Genomic DNA, 21903 nt, shown 5'->3' on the forward strand with positions numbered 1-21903 from the left:
GTGGACGGACGCGTCACCGGGGCGGCCGGACGGGCCACCACGGGGCGCTGCGACGGCAGGCGGCCGGGCTCCACGTCACCCATGTCGACACGGCCGCGGAAGCTGGCGCCGTCCACGATGATGACGCGAGGGGCGTGGATGTCGCCCACCATGCGACCCTCACGGGTCAGCTCCACGCTCTCCGTGGCGTTGATGTTGCCCACCACCACGCCGCTGACGATGGCGTTGCGCACCGCCACGTTCGCCTTCACCACGCCCGACGGCTCGACGATGAGGGTACGGCTGAGCGTCAGCTCGCCCTCCACGCGGCCCCGGACGGTGAGGTCCTCATCGCCCGTCAACCGACCGCTGATGAGGATGGAAGGCCCCACCACGGTGTTGTTGACGTCGTTGCTACCGCTCAACTCCTTCGGGGTGGCCACGAATCAGCGCTCCTTCATGTCCATGTCGACGTTGCCCTTGAAGGAGGCACCATCGGCGATGAGGATGCGGGGCGCCTTGATGTCGCCCACCACGCGGCAGTCCGTCTTCAGCTCGACCTTGTCGCTGGCGACGATGTTGCCCGTCACCCGGCCGGCGATCTCCACGTTCTGCGTCTCGATGTCCGCCTCGACGACGCCACTTCCCTCGACGTAGAGGCTTTCCTTGAGGGAGATCTTCCCCTTCACGGTGCCCTGGATGACCAGGTCCTCGTCGCCGGAAATCTCTCCGTCGATGACGATGCTCGAACCAATGACCGTATTCGCCATGAGTGTTGTCCGCCCTCTAGAAAGGTGTGTGCCGCGCCGTCAGCGCCGCGGCGTGAGCTTCAGATGTCGTCTGGCAGCCGGACGTCCATCTCGATGGAGCCGTTGAACACGGCGCCATCCTCGATGACGATGCGAGGCGCCTTGATGTCGCCGGCCACCTTGGCCGAAGCGTTGATGGCCACTCGAGTCGAGGCGTCGATGTTGCCGCTCGCCTCGCCGTTGATGGTCAACTCCTCGGCGCGGATGTCCGCCTGCACCTTGCCGGTGCTCTCGATGGTGAGGTGGTTCTTCAGGGCAATCTGCCCCTCCACCCGTCCTTCGATGACAAGGTCCCCTCCGCCCGTGAGGTTCCCCTTGATGACGATGCCCTTACCGATGATGCCCGTTTCACCCGTTGCCATGCGGTGACCTCACCCAGAGCCCGCTCCTTCCGAGGAGCCGAGCGCTTTGATTATGTCAGAGATGCGCGGAGATCCAGCCGGAGATATCCCGGAACACCTCGGCGCGCCCCACCTCGTTGAGCGGCTCGTGCCGCATGCCGGGGTACTCCTTGAACTTCTTGTCCGCCGAGCCCGCCGTCTCGAAGAACTCCCGCGCCGCCGCCGGCGCCGCCACCCCGTCGTCCGCTCCGCAGAGCACGAACAGCGGGACTTGAATCTTCGGCGCCAAGAGCATCGCCTCCGCCTGGGCCTGGGTGGATTCAATGAACCAGCGAGGCGTGGCGATGGTCAGGTAGAGCGGGTCCTCCCGGGTGGCGCGCTGCACCTCCGGGTCCGCGGTGAGCTGCTCGACCTTCAGTCCCGACGACAAGCCCAGCCAAGGCACCAGTGAACCCACCGCGCGTGCCGCCATCACCTTCACGGCGGGCGGAGTCAACGCCAGCTTGAAGTAGGGGCCTGACATCACCAGCCCGGACAGGCCCTCCACCTTGCGGCCACCGGCCCAGTGCGCCGCCATCAGCCCGCCGTGGCTGTGGCCGAGCGCGAAGGTCTTCTTGCCACCGGCGGCAGCGCGCACCCGCTCCCAGAAGACCTCCAGGTCGTCCACGTAGTACTGCCACTTCTCGCTGTACGCGCGCCGGCCCTCGGCGCGGCCGTGGCCCCGGTAGTCGAAGCCGTGCACCGCGAAGCCGTCCGCCAGCAGCGCGTCCGTCACGTACTGATAGCGGCCGAAGTGGTCGCCATAGCCGTGCACCACCGCGACATGCGCTCGCGGCTCCGCGTCCGGAAGGTGCGTCTTCCAGAACAGCCGCGTTCCATCCCGGCCAGTGAAATAGCCCTCGTCGTGGCGAGCCATAGGCCCAGCAACTTAGCGGCCCGCCGCACCCATGGATAGCGCCTTGAGCTTGCGCTCCAGCGCCTCCCGCTGCCCGGGGGGCTCGGCGGACTCGGGGTCCAACGACAACACCTCCAGCGCCCGGCGCCATGCACCCGCGGCATCCGCGCTCCGAGCCGCGCGCTGGTAGGCGTCCCCCAGGTGCTCGAGGATGACCGGCTCGTCCGGCGCCAGCGACGACGCGCGCTCCAGCGCCTCCACCGCGCGCGGGTAGTCCCCCCGCCGGAAGTAGACCCAGCCCAGGGAATCCAGGAAGGCGCCGTTGTCGGGACGCAGCTCCAGCGCGCGGAGCACCAGCCGCTCCGCCTCGTCCAAGTCCCGGCCCGTCTGCGCCAGCAGGTAGCCCAGGAAGTTGAGGGCGGCGGCATGGTCCGGTTCGACTTCCAGCACGGCCCGCATGCGCGCCTGCGCCCCGACCAGGTCCCCCTGGCGCTCGAAGGCGGCGCCCTGCACGTACAAGAGGGCCTGGTCCTTCGGCGCGCGCGTCACGGCCTCGCGAAGCAGGGCCAGGGCCTCCGCGCCCCGGTTCTGGCGCTGGAGCGTGCCGGCGAGCGCGTCATACAGCGCGGCGGAGGAGCCCCGCGCCAACCCCTCCTTCAGCACGGACTCGGCTCGCGCGGACGCCCCGCTGCGCTCCAGCGCGCGGGCGTACTGGGCACGGACCTCCAGGTCCGACGGAGCCTCCTGGAGCGCGGCGCGCAAGAGCGCGAGGGCCCGGGGGTGCTGCCCCGCGAGCGACAGGCACCGGGCGCGGCGCACGCGGGCATCGGCGAAGACGTCGGAGCTCTCGGGCACTCCCTCGAAGGCCTCCGCCGCTTCGGCGAAGCGCCGCAGCCGCTCGTGCACCAGGCCCGCGTAGTAGGCCAGCCGGGGCTCGTCGCCGCTGGCCGCGCGGGCGGACTCCAGCACCTCCACGGCGGCCGAGGGTTCGCGCTCGGCCAGGTAGCTGAAGGCCACCCGCACCGCCGTCTCGGGCTCGCCGGAGAGCGACAGGAGCCGGTCGAAGTAGGCCCGGGCCCGCACCACGGAGCCCGCCTTCAGCGCCGAGCGGCCCGCGGCCATCAACACCTCCTGGCTGTCCGGCTCGCGCTCCAGGGCCCGGGCCAGCGTCTCCTCCGCGCGCCCGGGCCGCCCCGTCTCTTCGTAGAGCTTCGCCAGCGTGCCCAGCACCTCCACGTCACCGGGGTCCCTCGAGGCGGCCTCCGTCAGCAGGCGCTCGGCCCGGTGCGTGTCACCGCGCTCGGCCAGGGCCAGCCCCAGACGTCGATAGCCCGAGGCCTCGCCCGGCAGCGCCCGCGCGAGGGACTCCACCACCTTCACCGCCTCGCCCGAGGCGCCGGACTCCATGTAGAGCTGCGCGAGGACGAGGTAGGCCTCTGGCTCGCGGGGCTTGAGGGCGATGGCCCGGCGCAGGTGCAGGCGCGCTCGGGTGAAGCGGCCCGACTCCAGCAGCACGCGGCCCAGCAGGACGTGGGCCGGGTAGTACGCGGAGGAGCGCTCCACCGCGCGGCGCAGCTCCTGCTCCGCCTTGTCCAAGTCCCCCAGCCGGGCGTACTCCTCCGCCAGCCGGGTAAGCAGCAGCGGGTGGCCGTCATCGGTGGCCAGGGCCAGCCGCAGCGCGTCCACGGCGCCGCGATGGTCCCCCGCATGGTGCAGCAGCCGCGAGCGCAGGTACTGGGAGTAGCTCGCGGACGAGGAGAACGCCCCCTCGTCCGAGGCCGCCGCGTCGTCCATGGCCTCGCGCATCGCCTCGCGGTCCACGCGCGGGCGCTTGGACGGAGGGGCCGCCGCGAGGGCTCCGGGCCCCCACAGGGCGACAAGCAGCACGACGGCGAGGAGGCGAGAGGGGCTCACGCGAGACGAAGTCTAGCGCGGCCCCGGCCCGCGTGCAGGTGCCTCAGCTCGCCGCGGGGGGCGGCGCGCCCAGCTTCTCCAGCAGCTTCTCCACCGGGTCGCTGTCCTGGCTCACGTCCGCCACCGCCGAGCGGTACTCGGTGTCCGTCGCCTTCTCCACATCCGGCATCAGCCGGCCGATGACGTTGCGCGCCGCCTCCGCGTTGCACTCGGGCAGGACGACGACGAAGACGCCTCCGCCCAGGTGGGAGATGGCATCCGGGTGACGCACCCGCTTGCGAATGACGTCCGCGATGTTGGCGGGCACCGGATCCACCGGACGGTCCGGCCGGAGCACCGCCAGGCTCAGGGCCCGGTGGTAGCGTCGGCTGCGCGCCAGCTCCTGCTCCAGCCGCATCAGCAGGCCACGCCGGTCATGCAGGCCCGTGGCCGGGTCGCTTCCCGTGCGACGCTGGAGCGACGAGCCTTCCTGGTTCTCACGCTCACCCTGACGCAGCTTGAGCGCGCGGTCCGTGCGGTTGAGCAGCTCCACCGCGTTGAACGGCTTGCTCATGTAGTCCACGGCGCCCAGGTTGAGCGCGCGGACCTTCTCCGCGACGCCCTGGTGCGCGGACAGCAGGATGACGGGGATGTGCGCCGTGTCGGACGACGACTTCAGCGCCATGGCCGCGTCCAGGCCGTCCAACTTGGGCAGGAAGACGTCCATGACAATCAGGTCCGGCCGCTGGGCACGCGCCCGGGCCAGGCCCTCCGCGCCGTCGCGCGCCACCTCCACGCGGTACTTCGAGCGCAGCACCTCCGACAGCACGGCGGCGATCTCCGGCTCGTCCTCCACCACCAGGACGCGCGGCTGCTCGTGCACGTTGGTCGCCGCGACGGGCGGACGCGGATTGCGCGGCGCCTCCTGCGCGAGCGGCAGCGTGAAGACGAAGAGGCAGCCATGCTCCGGCGGGCTCTCCGCCCAGATCTCCCCGCCGTGCAGCTCCACGAACTCCTTGCAGATGGCGAGCCCCAGCCCCGTGCCCTTGCCACCGTGCCGGTAGCGGTCGAACACCAGGTGCAGCTCGTCCTGGGGGATGCCGACGCCGTCGTCCTGCACGCAGACCTTGGCCGCGTCACCGTCCGGACGACCCAGGCGGCGGGTGGACACCACGACTTCGCCCGCGTCCCGCGCATGGTGGATGGCGTTGGTGATGAGGTTCTGCAGCACCTCGTGCAGCTTCACCTCGTCGCCGATGAGCATCAGGCTGTCGGGGCAGTCCGCGCGCAACGACACGCCGCGCTCGGCGGCCAGAATCTCCAGCTCGTTGACGGCGTCGCGGCACAGCTGCGCCACGTCCAGCACGCGCGGTTCGATGGACAGCCGCGCCGCCTCGCCCTTGCCCTTCTCCAGCAGCGATTCGACGAGGCCGAGGATCTTCTTGCCCTGGCGAATCATCGCCTCGGCGGACTGCTTCTGCTGGGACTCCAGCGGTCCCTCCAGGAGGAGCCGGCCATGGCCCAGCAGCACCTGGAGCGGGGCTCGCAGGTCGTGGCTCACCACCGCGATGATCTCATCCTTGAGGCGGTTGAGTTCCTTGAGCCGGCGGTTGGCCTCGAGCAGCTCGTGGTAGCGCTCCACGTAGGCCATCTCCAGGTCTTCGCGCTTCTTCTTCACCGCGGTGTGGAGCCGCGCGTTGCGGATGGAGTTGGCCAGCACGCCGGCCACGGCCTGGGTGAACTCCTGCTCGTCGCGCCCGAAGGACGCGTCCATGCGCGAGACGCGTAAGAACAGCGCGCCCAACAGGTCGTCCTGACAGATGAGCGGCTGCACCAGGATGGACTTCACGCCCAGCGGCACGAGCGACGTGCGAACCTCCGCCATCAGCGGATCCCGCTGCGCCTCCTCGATGAGCACCGGCTCCCGCGTCTCCAGGGCGCGGCGCAGCTCCGGATAGCGCGCCACCTCGATGTCCAGTTGCACGAGGCTCGGGTCCTCCTGCGTCGCCACCACCCTGCCCGTGCGGGCATGGCTTCCCTCCACCAGCACCACCGAGCACCGGTCCGTCCCGGTGACACGCCCCACCTTGTCCACGGCGATGCGGAGGATCTCCTCCAGCTCCAGCGAGCTGGTGGCCGCCTGGGTGATCTCCAGCAGCATCCCCATGCGCAGGCGGACGCGCTCCTCCCTGTCTCGCAGCCGGCCCGCCCGCAGCGCGGCCTCCAGCCGGGGTACGACTTCATCCGCGCCGCGAATCCAGTCGTCCACCGCCAGGCGCTTGAAGGCCTCCGCGGACCGGCTGCGGCCCAGGTCCACCAGCACCGGCAACCGCTGGAGGCGCTCCACCCGACGCAGGGACTCCAGCAGCTCCGCCGCGCGCTTCGCCGTCACCGACAGCAGGACGACCTCCGGCTGCAGCGCGTCCGCCACCTCGGCCAGCCCGCTCTCCCGCTCGGTCGACGCGCAGTGGTAGCCGCTCGCGGTCAGCCGCTCCATCAAGGCGTCGCCGGACTCCTTCCCGGCCACCACCAGAACGCGTCCACGCTGATCCGCCTGCATCTCGACTCTCACAGTGAACCTCGCGCCGACGAATCCCGGACCGGGACTCGATGGGGAGGCTGCAAAAACCCGTTGAGTGCGTAAGGGTTCATGGTTCGGATCCCGATCATGCCGCTGATCACGTCCGTGGGCCAGAGCGGCGCACATCCGGAGACGGCGGTAACTGTGAGTGGTACCGCGGAGGCGTCATGCCCATCGTGGCTTTCCCGCAGGCACGGCGAAGGTGCTCCGGGCGGGCGCCGGGGGAAATGGGCGCGCAAAACAGCGCAGGCGGCAGAACCTTCCCAGGCCCACCGCGCACGAGCACCGGTCGCCCGGTCGGGCGCCGTCCATTCAAGCATCCTGCCGGCCGTCATCGCTTGCTCCCACCCGGTTCCGTGTTGCCCTGGCTTCGCGGATTTACCTGACCTCCGCGCACGGACACCCGGCCGCTATCACGTCACGAGCCCGTCAAGGGCGGCAATCGACGCGGACGGGGGTTCCGGGGGCGTTTCGGAGGGGGATGATGCCGGGAATGGTGCGAGCGAGATAGAGTGCGGCGCCATGCTCCACCCCTCCGTGACTCGGCGTGCATGGCGCACCGCCCTCGTACTCGTCTCCGGCCTGGCCACCGCTTGCGGCAATGACCCACCGCCGCCCACGCCGGATCCCCCCCAGGTCAACCTGACGGTCCCCGAGGGGAACCTCGCGGGGACGGCCCTCCCGCTCATCGTCAACGTGTCCGGCTGTGAGAAGGTCGCCACGCTGAACGTGTACGACCGGACCACCTTCCTGAAGGCGTTCCCGTACGCGAGCGGGGCGACCACGGTGGAGCTGCTGGCCGCCGATATCCCCTACGCCAACCCGCTGGTGGGAATCGCCGCCAGCCTGTCGCTCACCGCGGAGGTGGTGTGCGATGACGGGCGGAAGAACACCTCCCTGCCCCAGCCCGCCACGTTCTTCCCCGTGGCCCGGGCGGTGGATGATCCCCAGGGCCTCCAAGTCTATTCCACCCCGCTGGCCATCGACGGCACCGGCAGCCAGATGACGTTCCTGAGCTGCGCCAAGACGACCACGGGCGGCCTGGAGACGATGTACCGCCACAACTCGGCGGGTGGAGGGGCCACCGTGCTCCAGTCCCCCACCGTCTGCAATGCGTCCACGGTCATCACCCCGCGCAACCCGACCTCTCGCAAGCGGTGGGTCTGGACGCCGGGCTACGGCGCGTTCGCCCTCGCCGACGACTTCAAGGTTTCGTCGCGCACGCCCATCGACGTCGCGGTCAACGACTTGTCCGTGATGCCCAATGGTGACGCCATCATCCGCACCCGGACGGGCATCATCCAACGCGTCTCCCACGCCACCACGGACGGCCTGGGTATCGGCGTCACCCGGTGGGCCTACAAGCGGGACATCTCCGTCAACGACCCCATCGGCCAGCTCCTGGTGACGGGCACCGGCAAGGTGCTGGTCGCCAGCCATATCGCCTACAGCGGGAACCGCGCGGACGTCGTCGTCGAGGAGCTGGATGCCGAAACGAACGCGGCGAACGGGACGCGAATCTCGGAGGTCGTGGTCAAGGAGATCCTCAACGCCAACGCCGCCACACCGCTTCCGGTGGGCTCTTTCAGCCCGGATGGCAGCATCCTGTACCTGGGCTTCGCCCTGCCCGAGAACAAGTCGCAGGTCATCGCGTGCATCTCGAACCTGCCGGGCTGCAACGGCGGCGCATCGAGGTGGGCCACGGACGTGCTCACCGGCCAGGTGACGCAGATCTCCACCTACGCCAACGGCAACCGCGTCGCCGCCGCGACGACCCAGCGCGTGTGGCTGCTGGACAACGCCACGGGCGTCATCCGCAACCGGGAGAACCGCTCGGTGGACGCCAACGGCGCGCTCCACGTGAAGTACCTGCTGCCGGCGCCCGCCCCTTCGACGGACCTGTTCTTCCTCAACGGGCCCGAAGCCCAGGGACAGACGGTGACGCTGCCGGTGGAGCTGGTGGGCGTGGACCAGACAGCGGGCAGCGTGGCCGAGGGCCGGGAGCTGTTCCGCTACCAGGTGCCCGTCTCCATGGGCGCCGCCTTCGACGACACGAACCGGCTCTGGATGCGCACGGGGCTCAAGCTGCTCCAGCTCCAGCCGTCGTCGCAGTATCGCAGCGCCCGGCCGTAGCGGCCTTCGAACTCGCGCCGGGCGGACTCAGGGCCGCTCGGCGACGAGGAGCGCTTCGACGTTGCCAGCGGGCCCCGGCACGGGGGAGTCCATCAATCCGCGCACGGTGAGGCCCTGCTCGCGCACGAAGGCCGTCACGGTGTCGATGGCATCCTGGCGCGCGACGGCGTCCCGCACGACGCCCCCCTTGCCCACCCGGTCTGGCCCCACCTCGAACTGGGGCTTCACCAGCGCGGCCAGCAGCCCGCCCGGCTCCAGGAAGCGCAGCACGGAGGGCAGCACCTGGGTGAGCGAGATGAAGCTCACGTCGATGACGATGACGCCCACCTTCTCCGGCAGGTCCTCGTCCGTCAGGTAGCGCGCGTTGACGCGCTCACGCGAGCGCACCCGGTCATCCTTCCGGAGCTTCTCGTGGAGCTGGCCGTACCCCACGTCGATGGCGTGGACCCGCACCGCGCCATGCTGGAGCAGGCAGTCGGTGAAGCCTCCCGTGCTCGCGCCGATGTCGGCGGCCACCTTGCCTCGCACGTCGAGCTTGAAGTGGTCGATGGCCCCCTTCAGCTTCAGTCCCCCGCGAGAGACGTACGGCAGCACCTCGCCCTTGAGGCGCAGCTCGGCCTCCACGGGAATCAGGGAGCCGGGCTTGTCCACGCGCTGGTCATCCACCACCACCAGCCCGGCGAGGATGAGCGCCTGGGCCTTGGTGCGCGACTCGGCCAGTCCACGCTCCACCACCAGCACGTCCACCCGCTCCTTGCGAGGCTTCACGGTTCGCTCCTCCCCAGCAGCGCCAGCGCGGCCCGCCGGAGGCCCGCCGCGTCCAGCCCGAGCTCCGCGCGCTGCACCCGCGCGTCTCCATGGGGAACGAAGGCGTCCGGCATGCCCAGCACCCGCACCCGCGCGGCGACACCGCGCTCCGCGTAGAGCTCCAGCACCGCGCTGCCCAGGCCCCCTCGCGCCGTCCCCTCCTCCGCCACGACGACGGGGCCGTGGGAGGCGGCCTCCAGCAGCGCCACCTCGTCCAGTGGCGAGAGGCCCCGCGCGTCGAGCACGCTCCAACGAGGCTCGTGCCTCGCGGCCTCCAGCGCGGCCAGCCCCAGTGGACCCAGCGTCACCAACGTCAACTCCGGGCGCTCGGCGCGCACGAGCCACCGGGCTCCCCGCACCGGCGCGTCCTCCACCCGGACCTCGGGCGGCAACGCGGGAAGCGTGCCCCGGGGGAAGCGGAGCACGGAGGGATGCGGCGCCTGAAGCGCGGTGGCGAGCATGGGGCCGAAGTCCTCCCCCACCACGGGCGCCCACAACGCGAGCCCCGGGAGCGGACGCAGCGACGCCACGTCATAGGTTCCCTGGTGCGTGGCGCCATCCGCGCCCACCAGTCCCGCGCGGTCCACCGCGAAGACGACGGGCAGGCCCGGCAGACACACGTCGTGGATGATCTGGTCGTACGCGCGCTGCAGGAACGTGGAGTAGATGCAGCACACGGGACGAGCACCCGCGGCGGCGAGCCCCGCGCAGAAGGTGACGGCGTGTTGTTCGGCGATGCCCACGTCATGGACGCGGTCCGGGAAGCGCGCCTTGAGGGCATTGAGCGCGGAGCCCTCCAGCATCGCCGGCGTCACCGCCACGACGCGCGAGTCCCGCTCCATCGCCTCCTCGAGAGCAAAGGCGAGCGCCTCGCTGTACGTGCGGTGGCCGCCGCGCGAGCGCACCAGCTTGCCGTCGCGCCACTCGTACGGGCCCATCGCATGGCCGCGCGTCTGCGCGTCCGCCTCCGCGGGAGGGAAGCCCTTGCCCTTGAGCGTGAGCGCGTGGACCACCACCGGACGGGACGACGCGCGGGCCTCTCGAAGCGCATGCATCAGCGCGCCCAGGTCATGCCCATCCACCGGTCCGAGGTAGGTGAAGCCCAGTCCCTGGAAGAAGTCGCGAGCGCCTCGGGTGCGCAACAGCGAGGGAATCGCGCCCACGTTGGCGCTGATGGACATCTGGTTGTCGTTGAGCACCACGACGAGCGGCAGGTGACTGCCTCCCGCGTTGTTGAGGCCCTCGAAAGTCAGACCTCCGGTGAGGCCTCCATCCCCGAGCACCGCCACCACGTGGCCCCGGTGGCCCATCATCCTGCGGCCCTCCAGCAGCCCCAGCGCCGCCGACACGGCCGTGCACGAGTGCCCCGCCAGCAGCGCGTCATGCGGACTCTCACGCGGGTCCAGGAAGGGCGCCACGCCGCCGGCCTGCCGCAGCGTGTGCATCTGCTCGCGCCGCCCGGTGAGCAGCTTGTGCGCGTACGTCTGGTGGCCCACGTCGAAGAGGAGGGCGTCGGTGGGCGAGTGGAAGACTCGGTGCAGCGCGACGATGAGCTCCACCGCGCCCAGGGAGGCGCCCAGGTGGCCGCCCACCCTCCCGCAGATGGAGATGATGTCCTCGCGGAGCTCCTCGCAGAGCCGTGGCAGCTCCGCTTCGGGAAGCGCCCGCATGTCTGTCGGTGAGGCGATGCGTTCCAGCAACCTCGGCATCAGGACTTCCGCTCCACCACATAGCGCGCGAGCGCCGCCAGCGGACCATCCTCACCCTCGAGCGGGCGCACCGCCTCCACCGCCAGGGCCACCTGCTCCTCCGCCATGCGGCGAGAGGCCTCCAGCCCTACCACGGCGGGGAACGTATGGCGCCCGGCCTCCGCGTCCGCGCCCGCCGGCTTGCCGAGCTGCTCCTGCGTGGCCGTCACATCCAGCACGTCGTCCGCTATCTGGAAGGCCAGCCCCACCGCGTCCCCGTAGAGCTGCGCGCGGACGAGCGCCTCCGCATCCCCGCCACCGGCCAGCGTGCCCATGCGACACGCCGCGCGGATGAGCGCCCCCGTCTTCATCCGGTGCAGCCGCACCAGGTAGTCCAGGACGGCGGGACGGTCCTCGGCGGTGTCCAGCACCTGCCCCCCCACCATGCCCACGGCCCCCGAGGCCATCGCCAGCTCCCGGCACAGCGCGCCCCGCACGGGCTCCGGCCCGTCCGCGAGCATCGCGAAGGCCTCCGTCAGCAGCGCGTCGCCGGAGAGGATGGCCATCGCCTCGCCGTACACCTTGTGGTTGGTGGGCTTTCCGCGACGGAAGTCGTCGTCGTCCATGGCCGGCAGGTCGTCATGCACCAGCGAGTACGTGTGGACGTATTCGAGGGCGCACGCCGCGTCACCGGACAGGGGAGATATCAGCGAAGCGCGCGCCACCGTGTCCGCGAAGGTTAGGCACAACACGGGCCGCAGGCGCTTGCCTCCCGCGAGCAGCGAGTAGCGCATGGCCTCCACCAGCCGAGGCGGCGCGCCAGAAGAAGCGAGCCGCTCCACGCGCTCGAGCAACAGCGATTCCACCCGCGCGTGCTGGGTGCGCAGGAACGTATCCAGGTCGAAGTGGGCCATGGGTCGGTGCTCCTTGCGCCGGTGAGATACTAGGGAGCGGGCGGAGGCACCAGCTCACGAATGCGCCGGACGAGCTTGTCCGTGTCCAGGGGCTTGACGAAATAGTCCGCGGCGCCGACCTCGCGACCGCGCCGCTTGTCCTCGGAGTCTCCCCGCCCGCTGATGAAGATGATGGGGATGTCCCGGAAGTGCTCGTTCTTCTTCACCGCCTTGCACAGCTCGAAGCCATCAATCCAGGACATGTTGACGTCCAGGAGGATGGCCTGGGGACGGTGGAGTTGCAGCGAGGCGATGAGCCGCAGGCCGTTGGCCGCGAGCGTCACCTCGAAACCCTCGTCCTCGAGGGCCGCGGCGAGCAGCTCCCGCGTGTCGCGGTCATCGTCGACGATGGTGATTTTCGGCTTCGACATGCCGGTGTGCGCGTCCCGCACGACCTAGAACGGGACGTCATCCTCGGGAGGAGGCCGGGGTGCGGGCGCCCGGGGAGCCGCCTGGGCGGCGGGACGAGCTGACACCGACAGCGGTGCCACCACGTCGTTGCCGTCCTCATCCTGGAGCAGTTGTTCGATGCGCTGCTCCGCTTCCGTCAGCAGCTTCTCACCCCGGCGTACCAGCCGGATGCCTTCCTCGAACGCCTTGAGCGAATCCTCCAGTGACAGATTGCCGCTCTCCAGCCGGCCCACCGTCTCCTCGAGCCGGGACACGACGTCCCCGTACTGGCCAGGAACCTCGCCCTCCGCCGCCTTGTCCGCCTTGGACGCCTTGTCCGCCTTCGCCACAGCCTTCCACCTCCCCGTTCGGGGCGCGGGACTCTAGAGGGTGGCCCGTTAGCAGTCCACCGGCCCTTTCACCAACGTGACAGTGGCTTCGACTTCTTCACATCCGCCCAGCGTCTTCGCCCCGTTCGCCGCGAGTTTGATGCCCAGGCGCTCTCCCACCTCGACGTCCGCCGCGGAACGCACCACCCCACCGTCGCGTTGACGGAACACCACCGAATAGCCGCGCGACATCACCTTCAGCGGGCTCATCGCGTCCAGTCGACCCTCCAGAGTCTGGAAACGCCGCTGCGCATCCGCCAGCGTCCCCTGCTGGAGCGCCCGCAGCCGCGCCTGGTGCGCCGCCAGGCGGGCATGCTCGCGGGAGACGAGCGCCGTCGGCGAGGCCCGCTCCAACCCGAGCCGCGCCGTCGCCAGCGTCGCCTGCCTTGTCGCCACCCCCGCGCGCGCCGCCTCCGACAGTCGCCGGGCCAGCTTCAGCAGATGCGCGCGCTGCTCACCCAACCGGGCCTGGGGACGCGCCCGCTGCAGGCGCTCCGTCAAGGCCCGCAGCGACTCGCGTTGCTCGCGCACGGCGGGCCGCAGCACGCGCATCATCGCCTCCACCTGCTCGGACAGGTGCAGTCGCTGGTGGTTGAGCGCCCGCCTCGGGTCATCCAGACGGGAGGCGAGCTGTCCCTGGCGCTCGCGAAGCTCCAGCACCCGGCGCTCCATGGCCCGCCGCAGCCGCCCCGCCTGCGTCGCGAGCGACAGCTCCAGGTCCGCGAGCACGGGGGCCAGCCGCTCCGCCGCCGCGCTGGGGGTGGCCGCCCGCCAGTCCGCCACGAAGTCGGCGATGGTGAAGTCAATCTCGTGGCCGATGGCCGACACCACCGGCACGGGCGAGGCGAAGATGGCGCGCGCCACCTCCTCCTCGTTGAACGTCCACAGGTCCTCCACCGAGCCACCGCCGCGCGTCACCACGATGACGTCCACGTCGGCGCGCGCAAGCCGCGCAATCGCCCGGGCGACCTCCGGCGCGGAGCCCTCGCCCTGCACGCGCGCGTCCGCCAGCAGCACGCTCAACCGGGGGTTGCGCGAGTGCAGCACGCGCAGGAAGTCCTGGAGCGCCGCGCCCGTGCGGCTCGTCACCACGCCGATGCGCTGGGGCAGGAAGGGCAACGGCCGCGGAGGCCGCACGCGGCGGTCACCGATGAGCCCCTCGGCCGCCAGACGCGCCTTGAGCTGCTCGAAGGCGAGCGCCAGCGCGCCCTCCCCCACCGGCTCCAACCGCGTGACGATGAGGCTGTAGCGCCCCTGCGGCTCGTACAGGTCGACACTGCCCTCGGCCACCACCTCCATGCCGTCGCGCAGCGCGAAGCGCATCCGCCCCGCGAGCGACGCCCACACCTTGGCGTCGATGGACGCGACGGAGTCCTTCAGCGAGAAGTACCAGTGCCCTCGCGCGTTGGCGCCGCGAAAGCCCGTCACCTCACCGCGCACCAGCACGCGCGCGAAACGCGACTCCAGCGTCTGCTTGAGCTGACGCGTCAGCTCCGCCACGGAGAGCACCGAGCGCTCGGGCTTGGGCGGCGCGGCGGGGGCGCCATCCAGCGGCCCCAGCAGCCCCGTGCCGTCAGCGTCCACCGGAGGCGACTTCCTCGGCATCGCCACCACGCGCGGCGCCGACGGAGGCACCGCCGAGGACGCGGATGCGGAAGAGGAACCGAACAGGTCCCCCTGGAAACCCAACGTGACGGGCGGCGGTGACTCGCCGCCCGCGCCCTTGCGCTTCTTCATCGCGAGAGCTTCTCGACCCAGGACTTCGCCTTGTCGTGGTACTCGTCATCCGGCAGCGTCATGGCCACCACGTCCTTGAACTTGGGCAGCGCGTCCTCCGGGCTGCCGTCCTTCAGGGAGTAGGCCAGGAGGTAGAGCTCCCGCCCCTTCGTCTTCAGCTCGCTGATGATGTTCGCCGCGCCCGCATGACTCGGGTCGGCCTGGAGCGTGCGCCGCGCGAACTCCATGGCGCGAGCCCACTGCCCCGCGGCCTTCGCCGAGCTGGCGCTCTTGTAGAAGATGGTCGCCGCGCGGGTGCCCGCGTTGCGCGCCATCTTGCTGGTGCGCCCGTCGGTGATGTCCTTGTCCAGCGCCAGCAGCTTCTGGAGCCCCTTCGCGTCCAGGTCCTCCAGGCGCTTGTAGAGCGTGCTGAACTCCGACATCTGCGCGAGCAGCTTCTTGCACTGCGGATTCTTCGACATGCACGCGTTGAGGATGGCCACGGCGCCGGACATGTCTCCGTCGCGGAAGCGCTCCACCGCGGGCTCCCAGGGCTTGGGCGCCGGGCCCGTCGGAATCACGCGGGGCGTGTCGCGAATGGTGATGGCCTGCACGGCCTGCTCGTTGATGAGCTTGGCGTCGCGGTGCTCCGGGAAGGCCTTGATGACGTCGTCGGTGATGGCCTTCGCGGAGTCGATCTGCCCGGTGTCCATCGCCGTGCGCGCCTCGCGGGTGCGCTTGTCGGCCAGCTCCGACAGCTCCCGCTTCGCCGCGTTCACCTGCTCGTAGAGGAACTGGCTCTCACCCGCCTTGGCCAGCGAGGCGGAGGCCTTGCCCAGCTCGTTCTTCGCCAGCGCGGCGCGTGCATCCGTGAGGCGCCCCTGCACGGGAATCTCACGCTCGGCGTGCTGGAGATAGTCCTTCACTCCGGGGTAGTCGGGCGCCGAGGCGGACAGCTCCTCGAGCTTCGCCTTGGCCTCCACCCACTTGCCCTCGCGCACCAGGTTCTTCGCGTCCTGGAAGATGGTGCTCAGCTCCTTGCGGACGGATTCCGCCTGGCCCTTCCGGGCGAGCAGCGCCTCCTGCTCCTTCACCACGCGCATGCGCGCGATGCCCAGGCCGGCGAAGAGCACCACCACCACGCCGCCCGCGAGCAGCTTCAGCCGCATCTTCTTGCGCTGGACCTCGGGGTCCGGCGGCGCCATGGCGGAGGAACGCGCGCTGCGCACGCGGCCACCCTCCACGCGAGGCGGCGGACGGGCCGGCGACGAGCCACGGCTGGTGGACGCGGAGGACGCGCTTGCCGTACGTCCTCGCGACGGAGTGGCCACCATCATCGTGGAGTTGACCACGTCCTCGAAGCGAAGCTCCGTGTCGCCCAGGGTGATGACGTCCCCGTTGGCCAGGGGCGTCTCCTCGCCAATGGCCTCGCCATTGACGAGCGTTCCGTTGCCGGAGCCCAGGTCGCTCACCATCCACGCCGCACCCGCCTTGCGCACCATGACGTGCTTGCGCGACACGGACGTGTCGGGGATGCAGATGGGGTTGTCCGCGGCGCGGCCAATGACGTACTCGCCGTCCTCCAGCGAGAACTCTTCACCTGACTTGGGCCCCGCGACGCAGATGAGTCGGGGGGAGGCCGATGCGGGGGCAGCGGAGACGGGAGACGTCCTGCGGGCAGCGGGGCGAGCTCCTGTCCCGCCCGAGGGCGTCCCGGAAGGAGGCCTGCGACGAGCAGGAGGGGAACCGTTAGACATGGCGAATCACCGACTTCCTGAAGAGAGAGCACCAGCTCAGAGCTCGTGCTCGAACGCCTTTTCCTGGGCCAGATTGTGGCAGCGATGCTCGGTGGTAGGGAAGCGTCTGCTCACTTCTTGCAGCGCCGCCCGAGCCTTCCTCGCGCTCCGGAACTGCACACTCCGGTGGAATTCAAGCATGAGCTGGGCACATTGGTGGTCCAGCTCGGCGGAGACCTGGGAGAGCTGGTAGCGCACGTCCTGATACAGGTCCGGCTTCGGGTCCATGGCCTCCAGGGTCAGCCACGCGAAGCGGAACTGCTGCCAGGCCCGGAAGAGGTTCTCCGCCCCCACCCCCCTGGTGTCGAAGAACCGCCTGCCCGTGGAGGCATAATCCCGAGCCTGCGCGAGCAGTTGCTCTGGGGGCAGCTCCGGCACGGGGATGACCTCCAGCCGCAGGTTCCAGACCCGCCAGGTCTCGTTCCCGGGGGGGTTGCGCACATTGTCGAAGACGAAGCTGTTCAGCTCCCCGCGCTTGAGCGTCCTGGCGGGGAGGATGTGCTCCAGTTCGCGCTCGGCGGTGGCGGTGGTATCCGGGGGGACCCAGCCGAGATTCACGCCATTGAGGGACAGGGACACCTCCTCCTTGGAGATGCCGCTGGCCTGGTAGTGCAGCAGGGCCACCGCGCGGGTGGGAGCGACGAACTGGAAGTCGAAGGACTTCTGGTCGGTGTGCTCCCAGCGCACGCCCTCTCCCAGACCGAACGAGTCGGGCACGTTCTCGACGCCCAGGGTCAGCGGCTCCACCCCCTGCCCGCCCGAGGCCACGCCGCCTGGCAGGAACACGAAGGCCAGCGCGCTGCCCGCCAACCCCAGGATGAAGAGCGTCACGGTGCTCGTCAGGAGCTTGCGGGCCAGCGGCAATCCGCGCCACCACAGCCAGAGCTGTCCGGCGCGCGTGCCCGCGAGCTCCCGACGCTTGCGCGCCCGGTCCGCCGCGGTGGGGCCCGTGGGAGCGGGAGCGGAGGTGACTTTCGTCGTCTCCGATACGAGCGCCGGCGGCGGGGAGGCCGGCGCGAGCGCCAGGGGGGCTGGCACCGGCGCCTCGGTCCCCGGGGCTCGGGTCCGAATCGGCCGGGTGGCGTCAGCGTCGACGGTGGACTCTTCCAGCAGGAGCCCGAGGTCGGCGAGCGTGGGCAGCGCCAGCTCCGTGCGTTCCTCCCGCTCCTCGGCGAACGGCTCGATGAGCCCCGGAGGCATCGCGGTGGCGACAGGAGGCACCCGGATGGACAGGGCCACCTCGGTGCGCTCCTCCTCGGCGGGCTCCATCACCGGCGGGCCTGGAAGCATCGCGAGGCGATCGGCCGTGAGGGCCACCTCGGTGCGCTCCTCCACCAGGGGCTCCAGGACCGGAAGGCTCGGCGCCACGGGCGCGACGAGCGGGCGCTTTCCGCTCGGCGGGGCCAGCGCGGGGAAGTCGTCAGCCAGCACCGGCACCGGGCGTGGCGCCACGGGCGCGACGAGCGGGCGCTTTCCGCTCGGTGGAGCCAGCGCGGGGAAGTCGTCGGCCAGCACTGGCACCAGACGCGGCGCCACGGGCGCGACGAGCGGCACCTCGCCCGTGGGGAGGTACTGTTGCTCCAGTCCACCCGGAGGCGGCGGGGCCTGTGGGTTGCGGCGGATGGGACGCGTGGCGTCCTCGTCCCCATCCGGGGGCACCCACAGGAAGGTGAACTCCACCGGGCCCACGGCGATGCGGTCCCCATCCCGCAGGAGCTGCTCGCCCTTCAGCACGCTCCCGTTGAGGGCCGTCCCGTTGGAGCTGCCCATGTCCTGCGTGAAGTACTGCCCGCCCCGCAGGATGATTCGGGCATGCAGACGGGAGACGCCATGGTCATGCAACACCAGGTCGTTCTCCGACGTCCGACCGATATTCACCTCGGCCTGCTCGAAGACGAGCTCCCTGCCCTGCTGGAGCCCCTTGGTGATGGAGAGGAGGATCGGCAGAGGACCATCCCCTACGCGAGCTCACCGAAGAAGAACTGGAACACGATGGGCCCGAAGAGCACCATGAACACCGTCGGGAAGATGCAGGCGATGAGAGGGAAGAGCATCTTCACCGGGGCCTCGCCGGCCAGCTTCTCCGCGCGCTGCGTGCGGTCGATGCGCATCTGCGTGGACTGGATGCGAAGCACCTTGCCCAAGCTCGTGCCCATCTTGTCCGCCTGGATGAGCGCGGTGACGAACGTCGTCAGCGGCGGCAGGTCCACGCGCACAATCATGCTCTTGAGGCCTTCTTCGCGCGTCTTGCCCATCTTGAGCTGCTTGAGCACCAGCTGCAGCTCCTCGCGAAGCGGGCCCGTCTTGCCCTTCTCCACCACCTTGGCCAGCGCGGCGGTGAAGTCCAGACCCGCCTCCACCGACAGCGTCAGGAGGTCCAGGTTGTACGGCAGCGCGCGGCTGATGAGCAGGTGGCGCTTCTTCACCTGGTCGTTCAGCCAGAGCATCGGGTAGTACATCCCGAAGAGCAGGAACAGGATGGACCAGACCAGGTTCTGTCCCGTGCCGTTGAGGATGAAGAGGCCCATCAGCAGGCCCACCACGGCGCTCACTTCCTGGAGCGCCATCATGTCCTCGGGCTTGTAGCCCTGGGGCTCACCGGCCTTGATGAGGTTGCGGCGCGACTTCGCCTCGTAGCCCGGCCAGATGAAGCGGCGGTTCATGGCACCCAGGCGGCGGATGGCCACCGAGCCGAAGCCCTTCATGCCGCCCTGGGACTCGTCGCGCACTTCCGACAGGAAGCGCTCGAAGAGCACCTGATACAGACCGAGTCCGAGGAAGCCGATGGCTCCCGCGAAGAGCAGCGCGGAGCTGCCGACCAACACTTGCGTCAGGATGTCCACGGAGCACCCCTCAAATATCGATGTTGACGATGCGGCGGATGATGAGGATGCCCAGCACTTCCATGATCGCGATGATCACCACGAGGATCCACCCGAAGAAGTGGTTCATCATGGGCTCCATCAGGTCCGGCCGCATGTAGTTGAGCACCATGCCCAGCACGCCGGGCATGGCCGCCACGATCCACCCCTGCAGCTTGCCCTGCGACGTGAGGGCGTCGATCTTGCCCTCCAGGCGGAAGCGCTCGCGAATCACGTTGGACATGGTCTCGAACATCTCCGCCATGTTGCCGCCCAGCTGGCGCGAGATGTTGGTGGACACCACCACCAGCTCCAGGTCGTCGCTGCCCACGCGCTTGCCCATGTTGACGAGCGCCTCTTCCAGCGGGACACCCAGCTTCACTTCCTTCACGAACAGGCCGAACTCCTGCGACAGCGGCGCCATCGCCTCGCGCGCCACGTGCTCGATGGCCTGCGGGAAGGTGAGACCGGCCTTGAACGCGTTGGCCATCGCCTGCAGCGCGTCCACCAACTGGACGTTGAACTTCTTGATGCGCCGCTTGCGGTAGTGCTTGACCATCAACATCGGCAGGAAGAAGCCGAACACCGTGGCCACGACGGCCAGGATGGGGTTGAAGATGATGTAGGACAGGATGCCCAGCAAGCACATGCACGCGATGTTGAGGACCAACATCTGGCGCGCATCGATGAAGAGGAACATGTCGCTCAAGTCGTTCATCGACTTGGCGACGTAGCGCTCCTGGTACTGCTCATACGCCTTCGAGAGGACGCTGAAGATCACCAGGCTGAAGAAGAAGACCGAGCCTGTGACGAGGAGGAGGACGATTCCGGCAAGCATGGGCGCGCTTCCCTGGGGGTGAGGGCGGCGTGGCGCCGACTACTGGGCGCCAGCGGCGGCGGCCTTCTCGCTGCCGCCCTTGATGATCTGGATGATCTCCCGGCGCTTGGCTTCCAGCACGCGGGTACGCTCACCGGACAGCAGGGTGCTGATGGTGGCGCGGCCGCGCTCCTCGATGAGGTCGACGTCGTCCTCGTTGCGCAAGCTGAGCGTCAGCGCGCCGAGCTCCGCGGCCAGCACGAGGATTTCCGCCTCTTCCGGCAGCACCATCAGCGACACGTTGTTGTAGTCGCGCTGGCCTTCCGGGATGAGGTTGACGTTGGTGGTGCCGGTGATCTTTCCGGTCGCCACCACGATGATGTTCTGCAGCAGCGTCACGCCGACGTTCTCGTCCGTCTGCGGATCGCGGAACGTGCCGATGATGTCCACGTGGTCATTGGGGCGAATCCAGCCGCCGACGGCGGTGGTGTTCTTCGCCTCGATGGTCATCGCGCGCATCTTCTTCTGCACCTTCGAGGACAGGCGCTCGGCGGCCTTGGTCGTCTCGAACTGGCTCCACAGCAGCGGATCACCCGCCTGCAGGGCCACGAGCACCTTCTGGTTCACGACGTAGGACGCCGAGTCAGGACGAACCACCGACGAGGTGACGAACTGCTCCGGCACCGAGCGCTGGGAGATCATCTCGAAGGTGATGACGGTGCCTTCGGGGACGTCCTGGGCCGCGACCACCACGGGTACCAGGTTCCAGCCGCGGCGCACGTCGGCTTCCTTCTTCTTGATGGCGGAATACGCGATGACACCGGCCAGAAGGCCGAGTACGAGCGCGACGACGAGCGGGGTCTTGCCCTTCAGCATGGTTCAGGAACCTCCAAAACGGGGGGGCGCCGTTCGGCGGCGAAGGCGTTCGAGGGTGTAGAAATCTAGAAAGGCGCACCTTGCGCCGATGGCGCGGGATGTTAGCCGTGCGATACAGCAGGTGTCAAAACCACCTCCCGCGACAGCACCGAATCCCGCGCCATCCCTGTCGAAATCAGCGGTTGCGTCAGAGGTCCGCGAGCGCCTCGCGGTCCTCGTCGGTCAACCCGTTGTATTCGGTGATGCTGTAGATGGCGTCCTGGACGACGTCGGCTTCATCCTCGTTGTCGATGGTCTTCCCGTTCAGCAGGCGCAGCAGCTCCTGGATGTCGGGGTCCGTGGAGACGGGGCCCAGGGCGAAGGTACCGTCCTGCTCGGAGGGGCCCCGCGCCTCGTTGAGGCAGTAGAGGTAGAACGGAACGACGTAGAGTTCTTCCTCGGTACCGCCGTCCGTGCCCGCATCGATGCCGCCGGAGCCGATACCGGTGGGAGGCAGGTTGATGCGAACGCGGTCCATCAAGATGCCGTTCTGGATTCGGCTGGGCGCCGTGTTCAGCATGATGAGGCCCGGCTCGAAGGTCATCATCACCGGCGCGCCGGAGGTGTTGCGCAGCGGCACGCAGACCAGCACCGCGGGGCCCGTGCCCACCGGCGCCACCCCGTTGCCGCAGTCCTTGGTGGCATCGTTCGCGCCGTACAGCGGCCCGACAATTTCCACGCCAGGGGGCAAGCTGAGGGTGGTGCCCACGGGAGTCCCCGGGTCCTCACCGAAGCCGGGCCGCTCCTTGTTCACCCCCGCGTCGAAGGTGATGGGGCCGCCGTCCGTCCTTCCTCCGCCGTCGCCGTCATCGTCGTCGCTGCAGGCCAACACCCCTGCCCCTACCGCCGCCGCGACGACCATCCACTTCCAGGCCGCATGCGCCATTGCGCGCTCCTTGTCCTCGTCGTTGATGCGAAAGCGACCCTCCGGCCTTGGGCC

The 21903-nt window shown here is 69.7% G+C and carries 18 protein-coding genes and 1 pseudogene; 1 reads left to right on the forward strand and 18 read right to left on the reverse strand.

Features of this window, described 5'->3' with window-relative positions:
• From bacP to HUW62_RS22125, 6 genes and pseudogenes are all read right to left on the reverse strand, one after another.
• Nucleotides 1-422 (reverse strand): annotated as a pseudogene (gene bacP, locus HUW62_RS22100) (bactofilin BacP); the annotation flags it as partial.
• 3 nt (nucleotides 423-425) lie between these two features.
• Nucleotides 426-749, reverse strand: a complete 324-nt coding sequence (locus HUW62_RS22105) for a polymer-forming cytoskeletal protein (protein WP_002636698.1) — start codon at nucleotides 747-749, stop codon at nucleotides 426-428.
• A gap of 59 nt (nucleotides 750-808) precedes the next feature.
• Nucleotides 809-1150, reverse strand: a complete 342-nt coding sequence (gene bacN, locus HUW62_RS22110; protein ID WP_141648417.1) for a bactofilin BacN — start codon at nucleotides 1148-1150, stop codon at nucleotides 809-811.
• A gap of 55 nt (nucleotides 1151-1205) precedes the next feature.
• Nucleotides 1206-2045, reverse strand: a complete 840-nt coding sequence (locus HUW62_RS22115) for an alpha/beta hydrolase (protein WP_163864833.1) — start codon at nucleotides 2043-2045, stop codon at nucleotides 1206-1208.
• A gap of 12 nt (nucleotides 2046-2057) precedes the next feature.
• A complete protein-coding gene (locus HUW62_RS22120; RefSeq protein WP_176435538.1) occupies nucleotides 2058-3938 on the reverse strand; it encodes a tetratricopeptide repeat protein in 1881 nt (626 codons plus the stop codon).
• A 43-nt stretch (nucleotides 3939-3981) separates the two neighbouring features.
• Entirely contained in the window at nucleotides 3982-6477 is a 2496-nt protein-coding gene (locus HUW62_RS22125) for an ATP-binding protein (RefSeq protein WP_163864831.1), read from the reverse strand.
• A 543-nt stretch (nucleotides 6478-7020) separates the two neighbouring features.
• On the opposite strand from HUW62_RS22125, the gene HUW62_RS22130 reads away from it, so the two are divergent.
• Entirely contained in the window at nucleotides 7021-8631 is a 1611-nt protein-coding gene (locus HUW62_RS22130) for a hypothetical protein (RefSeq protein WP_176435539.1), read from the forward strand.
• Nucleotides 8632-8658: 27 nt separating this feature from the next.
• Here the strand turns inward: HUW62_RS22130 and HUW62_RS22135 are convergent, their stop codons facing one another.
• The 12 genes from HUW62_RS22135 to HUW62_RS22190 all read right to left on the reverse strand — a co-directional run bounded on the left by HUW62_RS22135 (nucleotide 8659) and on the right by HUW62_RS22190 (nucleotide 21849).
• Nucleotides 8659-9399, reverse strand: coding sequence for a TlyA family RNA methyltransferase (locus HUW62_RS22135; protein ID WP_176435540.1), 741 nt, complete (start codon nucleotides 9397-9399; stop codon nucleotides 8659-8661).
• Nucleotides 9396-11147, reverse strand: a complete 1752-nt coding sequence (locus tag HUW62_RS22140; RefSeq protein WP_176435541.1) for a 1-deoxy-D-xylulose-5-phosphate synthase — start codon at nucleotides 11145-11147, stop codon at nucleotides 9396-9398. Before HUW62_RS22140 ends, HUW62_RS22135 begins: the two co-directional genes overlap by 4 nt.
• Entirely contained in the window at nucleotides 11147-12040 is an 894-nt protein-coding gene (locus HUW62_RS22145) for a polyprenyl synthetase family protein (RefSeq protein ID WP_176435542.1), read from the reverse strand. The genes HUW62_RS22140 and HUW62_RS22145 overlap by 1 nt, the downstream gene beginning before the upstream one ends.
• A 29-nt stretch (nucleotides 12041-12069) precedes the next feature.
• A complete protein-coding gene (locus tag HUW62_RS22150; protein WP_163864826.1) occupies nucleotides 12070-12450 on the reverse strand; it encodes a PleD family two-component system response regulator in 381 nt (126 codons plus the stop codon).
• Between the two features lie 24 nt (nucleotides 12451-12474).
• Entirely contained in the window at nucleotides 12475-12819 is a 345-nt protein-coding gene (xseB, locus tag HUW62_RS22155) for an exodeoxyribonuclease VII small subunit (protein ID WP_163864825.1), read from the reverse strand.
• Nucleotides 12820-12867: 48 nt separating this feature from the next.
• Nucleotides 12868-14595, reverse strand: a complete 1728-nt coding sequence (xseA, locus tag HUW62_RS22160; protein ID WP_176435543.1) for an exodeoxyribonuclease VII large subunit — start codon at nucleotides 14593-14595, stop codon at nucleotides 12868-12870.
• Complete coding sequence (locus HUW62_RS22165; protein WP_176435544.1) at nucleotides 14592-16331, reverse strand: FHA domain-containing protein; 1740 nt, start codon at nucleotides 16329-16331, stop codon at nucleotides 14592-14594. Before HUW62_RS22165 ends, xseA begins: the two co-directional genes overlap by 4 nt.
• A 36-nt stretch (nucleotides 16332-16367) precedes the next feature.
• Nucleotides 16368-18317 carry an FHA domain-containing protein gene (locus HUW62_RS48875; protein WP_255203568.1) on the reverse strand — a complete coding sequence of 650 codons (1950 nt, stop codon included), beginning with the start codon at nucleotides 18315-18317 and terminating at the stop codon, nucleotides 16368-16370.
• A gap of 11 nt (nucleotides 18318-18328) precedes the next feature.
• Nucleotides 18329-19213 (reverse strand): type II secretion system F family protein, encoded by an 885-nt coding sequence (locus HUW62_RS22175; RefSeq protein ID WP_163864822.1) that lies wholly within the window; start codon nucleotides 19211-19213, stop codon nucleotides 18329-18331.
• A 10-nt stretch (nucleotides 19214-19223) separates the two neighbouring features.
• The gene (locus HUW62_RS22180) at nucleotides 19224-20069 is read right to left on the reverse strand and encodes a type II secretion system F family protein (RefSeq protein ID WP_163864821.1); all 846 of its coding nucleotides are present in this window, start codon (nucleotides 20067-20069) and stop codon (nucleotides 19224-19226) included.
• A gap of 39 nt (nucleotides 20070-20108) precedes the next feature.
• Nucleotides 20109-20924 carry a Flp pilus assembly protein CpaB gene (gene cpaB / locus HUW62_RS22185; protein ID WP_163864820.1) on the reverse strand — a complete coding sequence of 272 codons (816 nt, stop codon included), beginning with the start codon at nucleotides 20922-20924 and terminating at the stop codon, nucleotides 20109-20111.
• A 187-nt stretch (nucleotides 20925-21111) separates the two neighbouring features.
• Nucleotides 21112-21849 (reverse strand): hypothetical protein, encoded by a 738-nt coding sequence (locus HUW62_RS22190; protein ID WP_163864819.1) that lies wholly within the window; start codon nucleotides 21847-21849, stop codon nucleotides 21112-21114.
• Nucleotides 21850-21903 lie beyond the last annotated feature (54 nt).

It is taken from the genome of Myxococcus sp. AM011 (assembly GCF_013372595.1).
GTDB classification, from domain to species: Bacteria; Myxococcota; Myxococcia; order Myxococcales; family Myxococcaceae; genus Myxococcus; species Myxococcus eversor.

Excerpts from the sequence above, each read along its gene's own strand:
- HUW62_RS22165 (WP_176435544.1), bottom strand. The coding sequence starts at position 16,331 with ATGTCTAACGGTTCCCCTCCTGCTCGTCGCAGGCCTCCTTCCGGGACG.
- HUW62_RS22145 (WP_176435542.1), bottom strand. The coding sequence starts at position 12,040 with ATGGCCCACTTCGACCTGGATACGTTCCTGCGCACCCAGCACGCGCGG.
- HUW62_RS22130 (WP_176435539.1), top strand. The coding sequence starts at position 7,021 with ATGCTCCACCCCTCCGTGACTCGGCGTGCATGGCGCACCGCCCTCGTA.
- HUW62_RS22150 (WP_163864826.1), bottom strand. The coding sequence starts at position 12,450 with ATGTCGAAGCCGAAAATCACCATCGTCGACGATGACCGCGACACGCGG.
- cpaB (WP_163864820.1), bottom strand. The coding sequence starts at position 20,924 with ATGCTGAAGGGCAAGACCCCGCTCGTCGTCGCGCTCGTACTCGGCCTT.
- HUW62_RS22105 (WP_002636698.1), bottom strand. The coding sequence starts at position 749 with ATGGCGAATACGGTCATTGGTTCGAGCATCGTCATCGACGGAGAGATT.
- bacN (WP_141648417.1), bottom strand. The coding sequence starts at position 1,150 with ATGGCAACGGGTGAAACGGGCATCATCGGTAAGGGCATCGTCATCAAG.
- HUW62_RS22125 (WP_163864831.1), bottom strand. The coding sequence starts at position 6,477 with ATGCAGGCGGATCAGCGTGGACGCGTTCTGGTGGTGGCCGGGAAGGAG.
- xseA (WP_176435543.1), bottom strand. The coding sequence starts at position 14,595 with ATGAAGAAGCGCAAGGGCGCGGGCGGCGAGTCACCGCCGCCCGTCACG.
- HUW62_RS22140 (WP_176435541.1), bottom strand. The coding sequence starts at position 11,147 with ATGCCGAGGTTGCTGGAACGCATCGCCTCACCGACAGACATGCGGGCG.
- HUW62_RS22115 (WP_163864833.1), bottom strand. The coding sequence starts at position 2,045 with ATGGCTCGCCACGACGAGGGCTATTTCACTGGCCGGGATGGAACGCGG.
- HUW62_RS22180 (WP_163864821.1), bottom strand. The coding sequence starts at position 20,069 with ATGCTTGCCGGAATCGTCCTCCTCCTCGTCACAGGCTCGGTCTTCTTC.
- HUW62_RS22190 (WP_163864819.1), bottom strand. The coding sequence starts at position 21,849 with ATGGCGCATGCGGCCTGGAAGTGGATGGTCGTCGCGGCGGCGGTAGGG.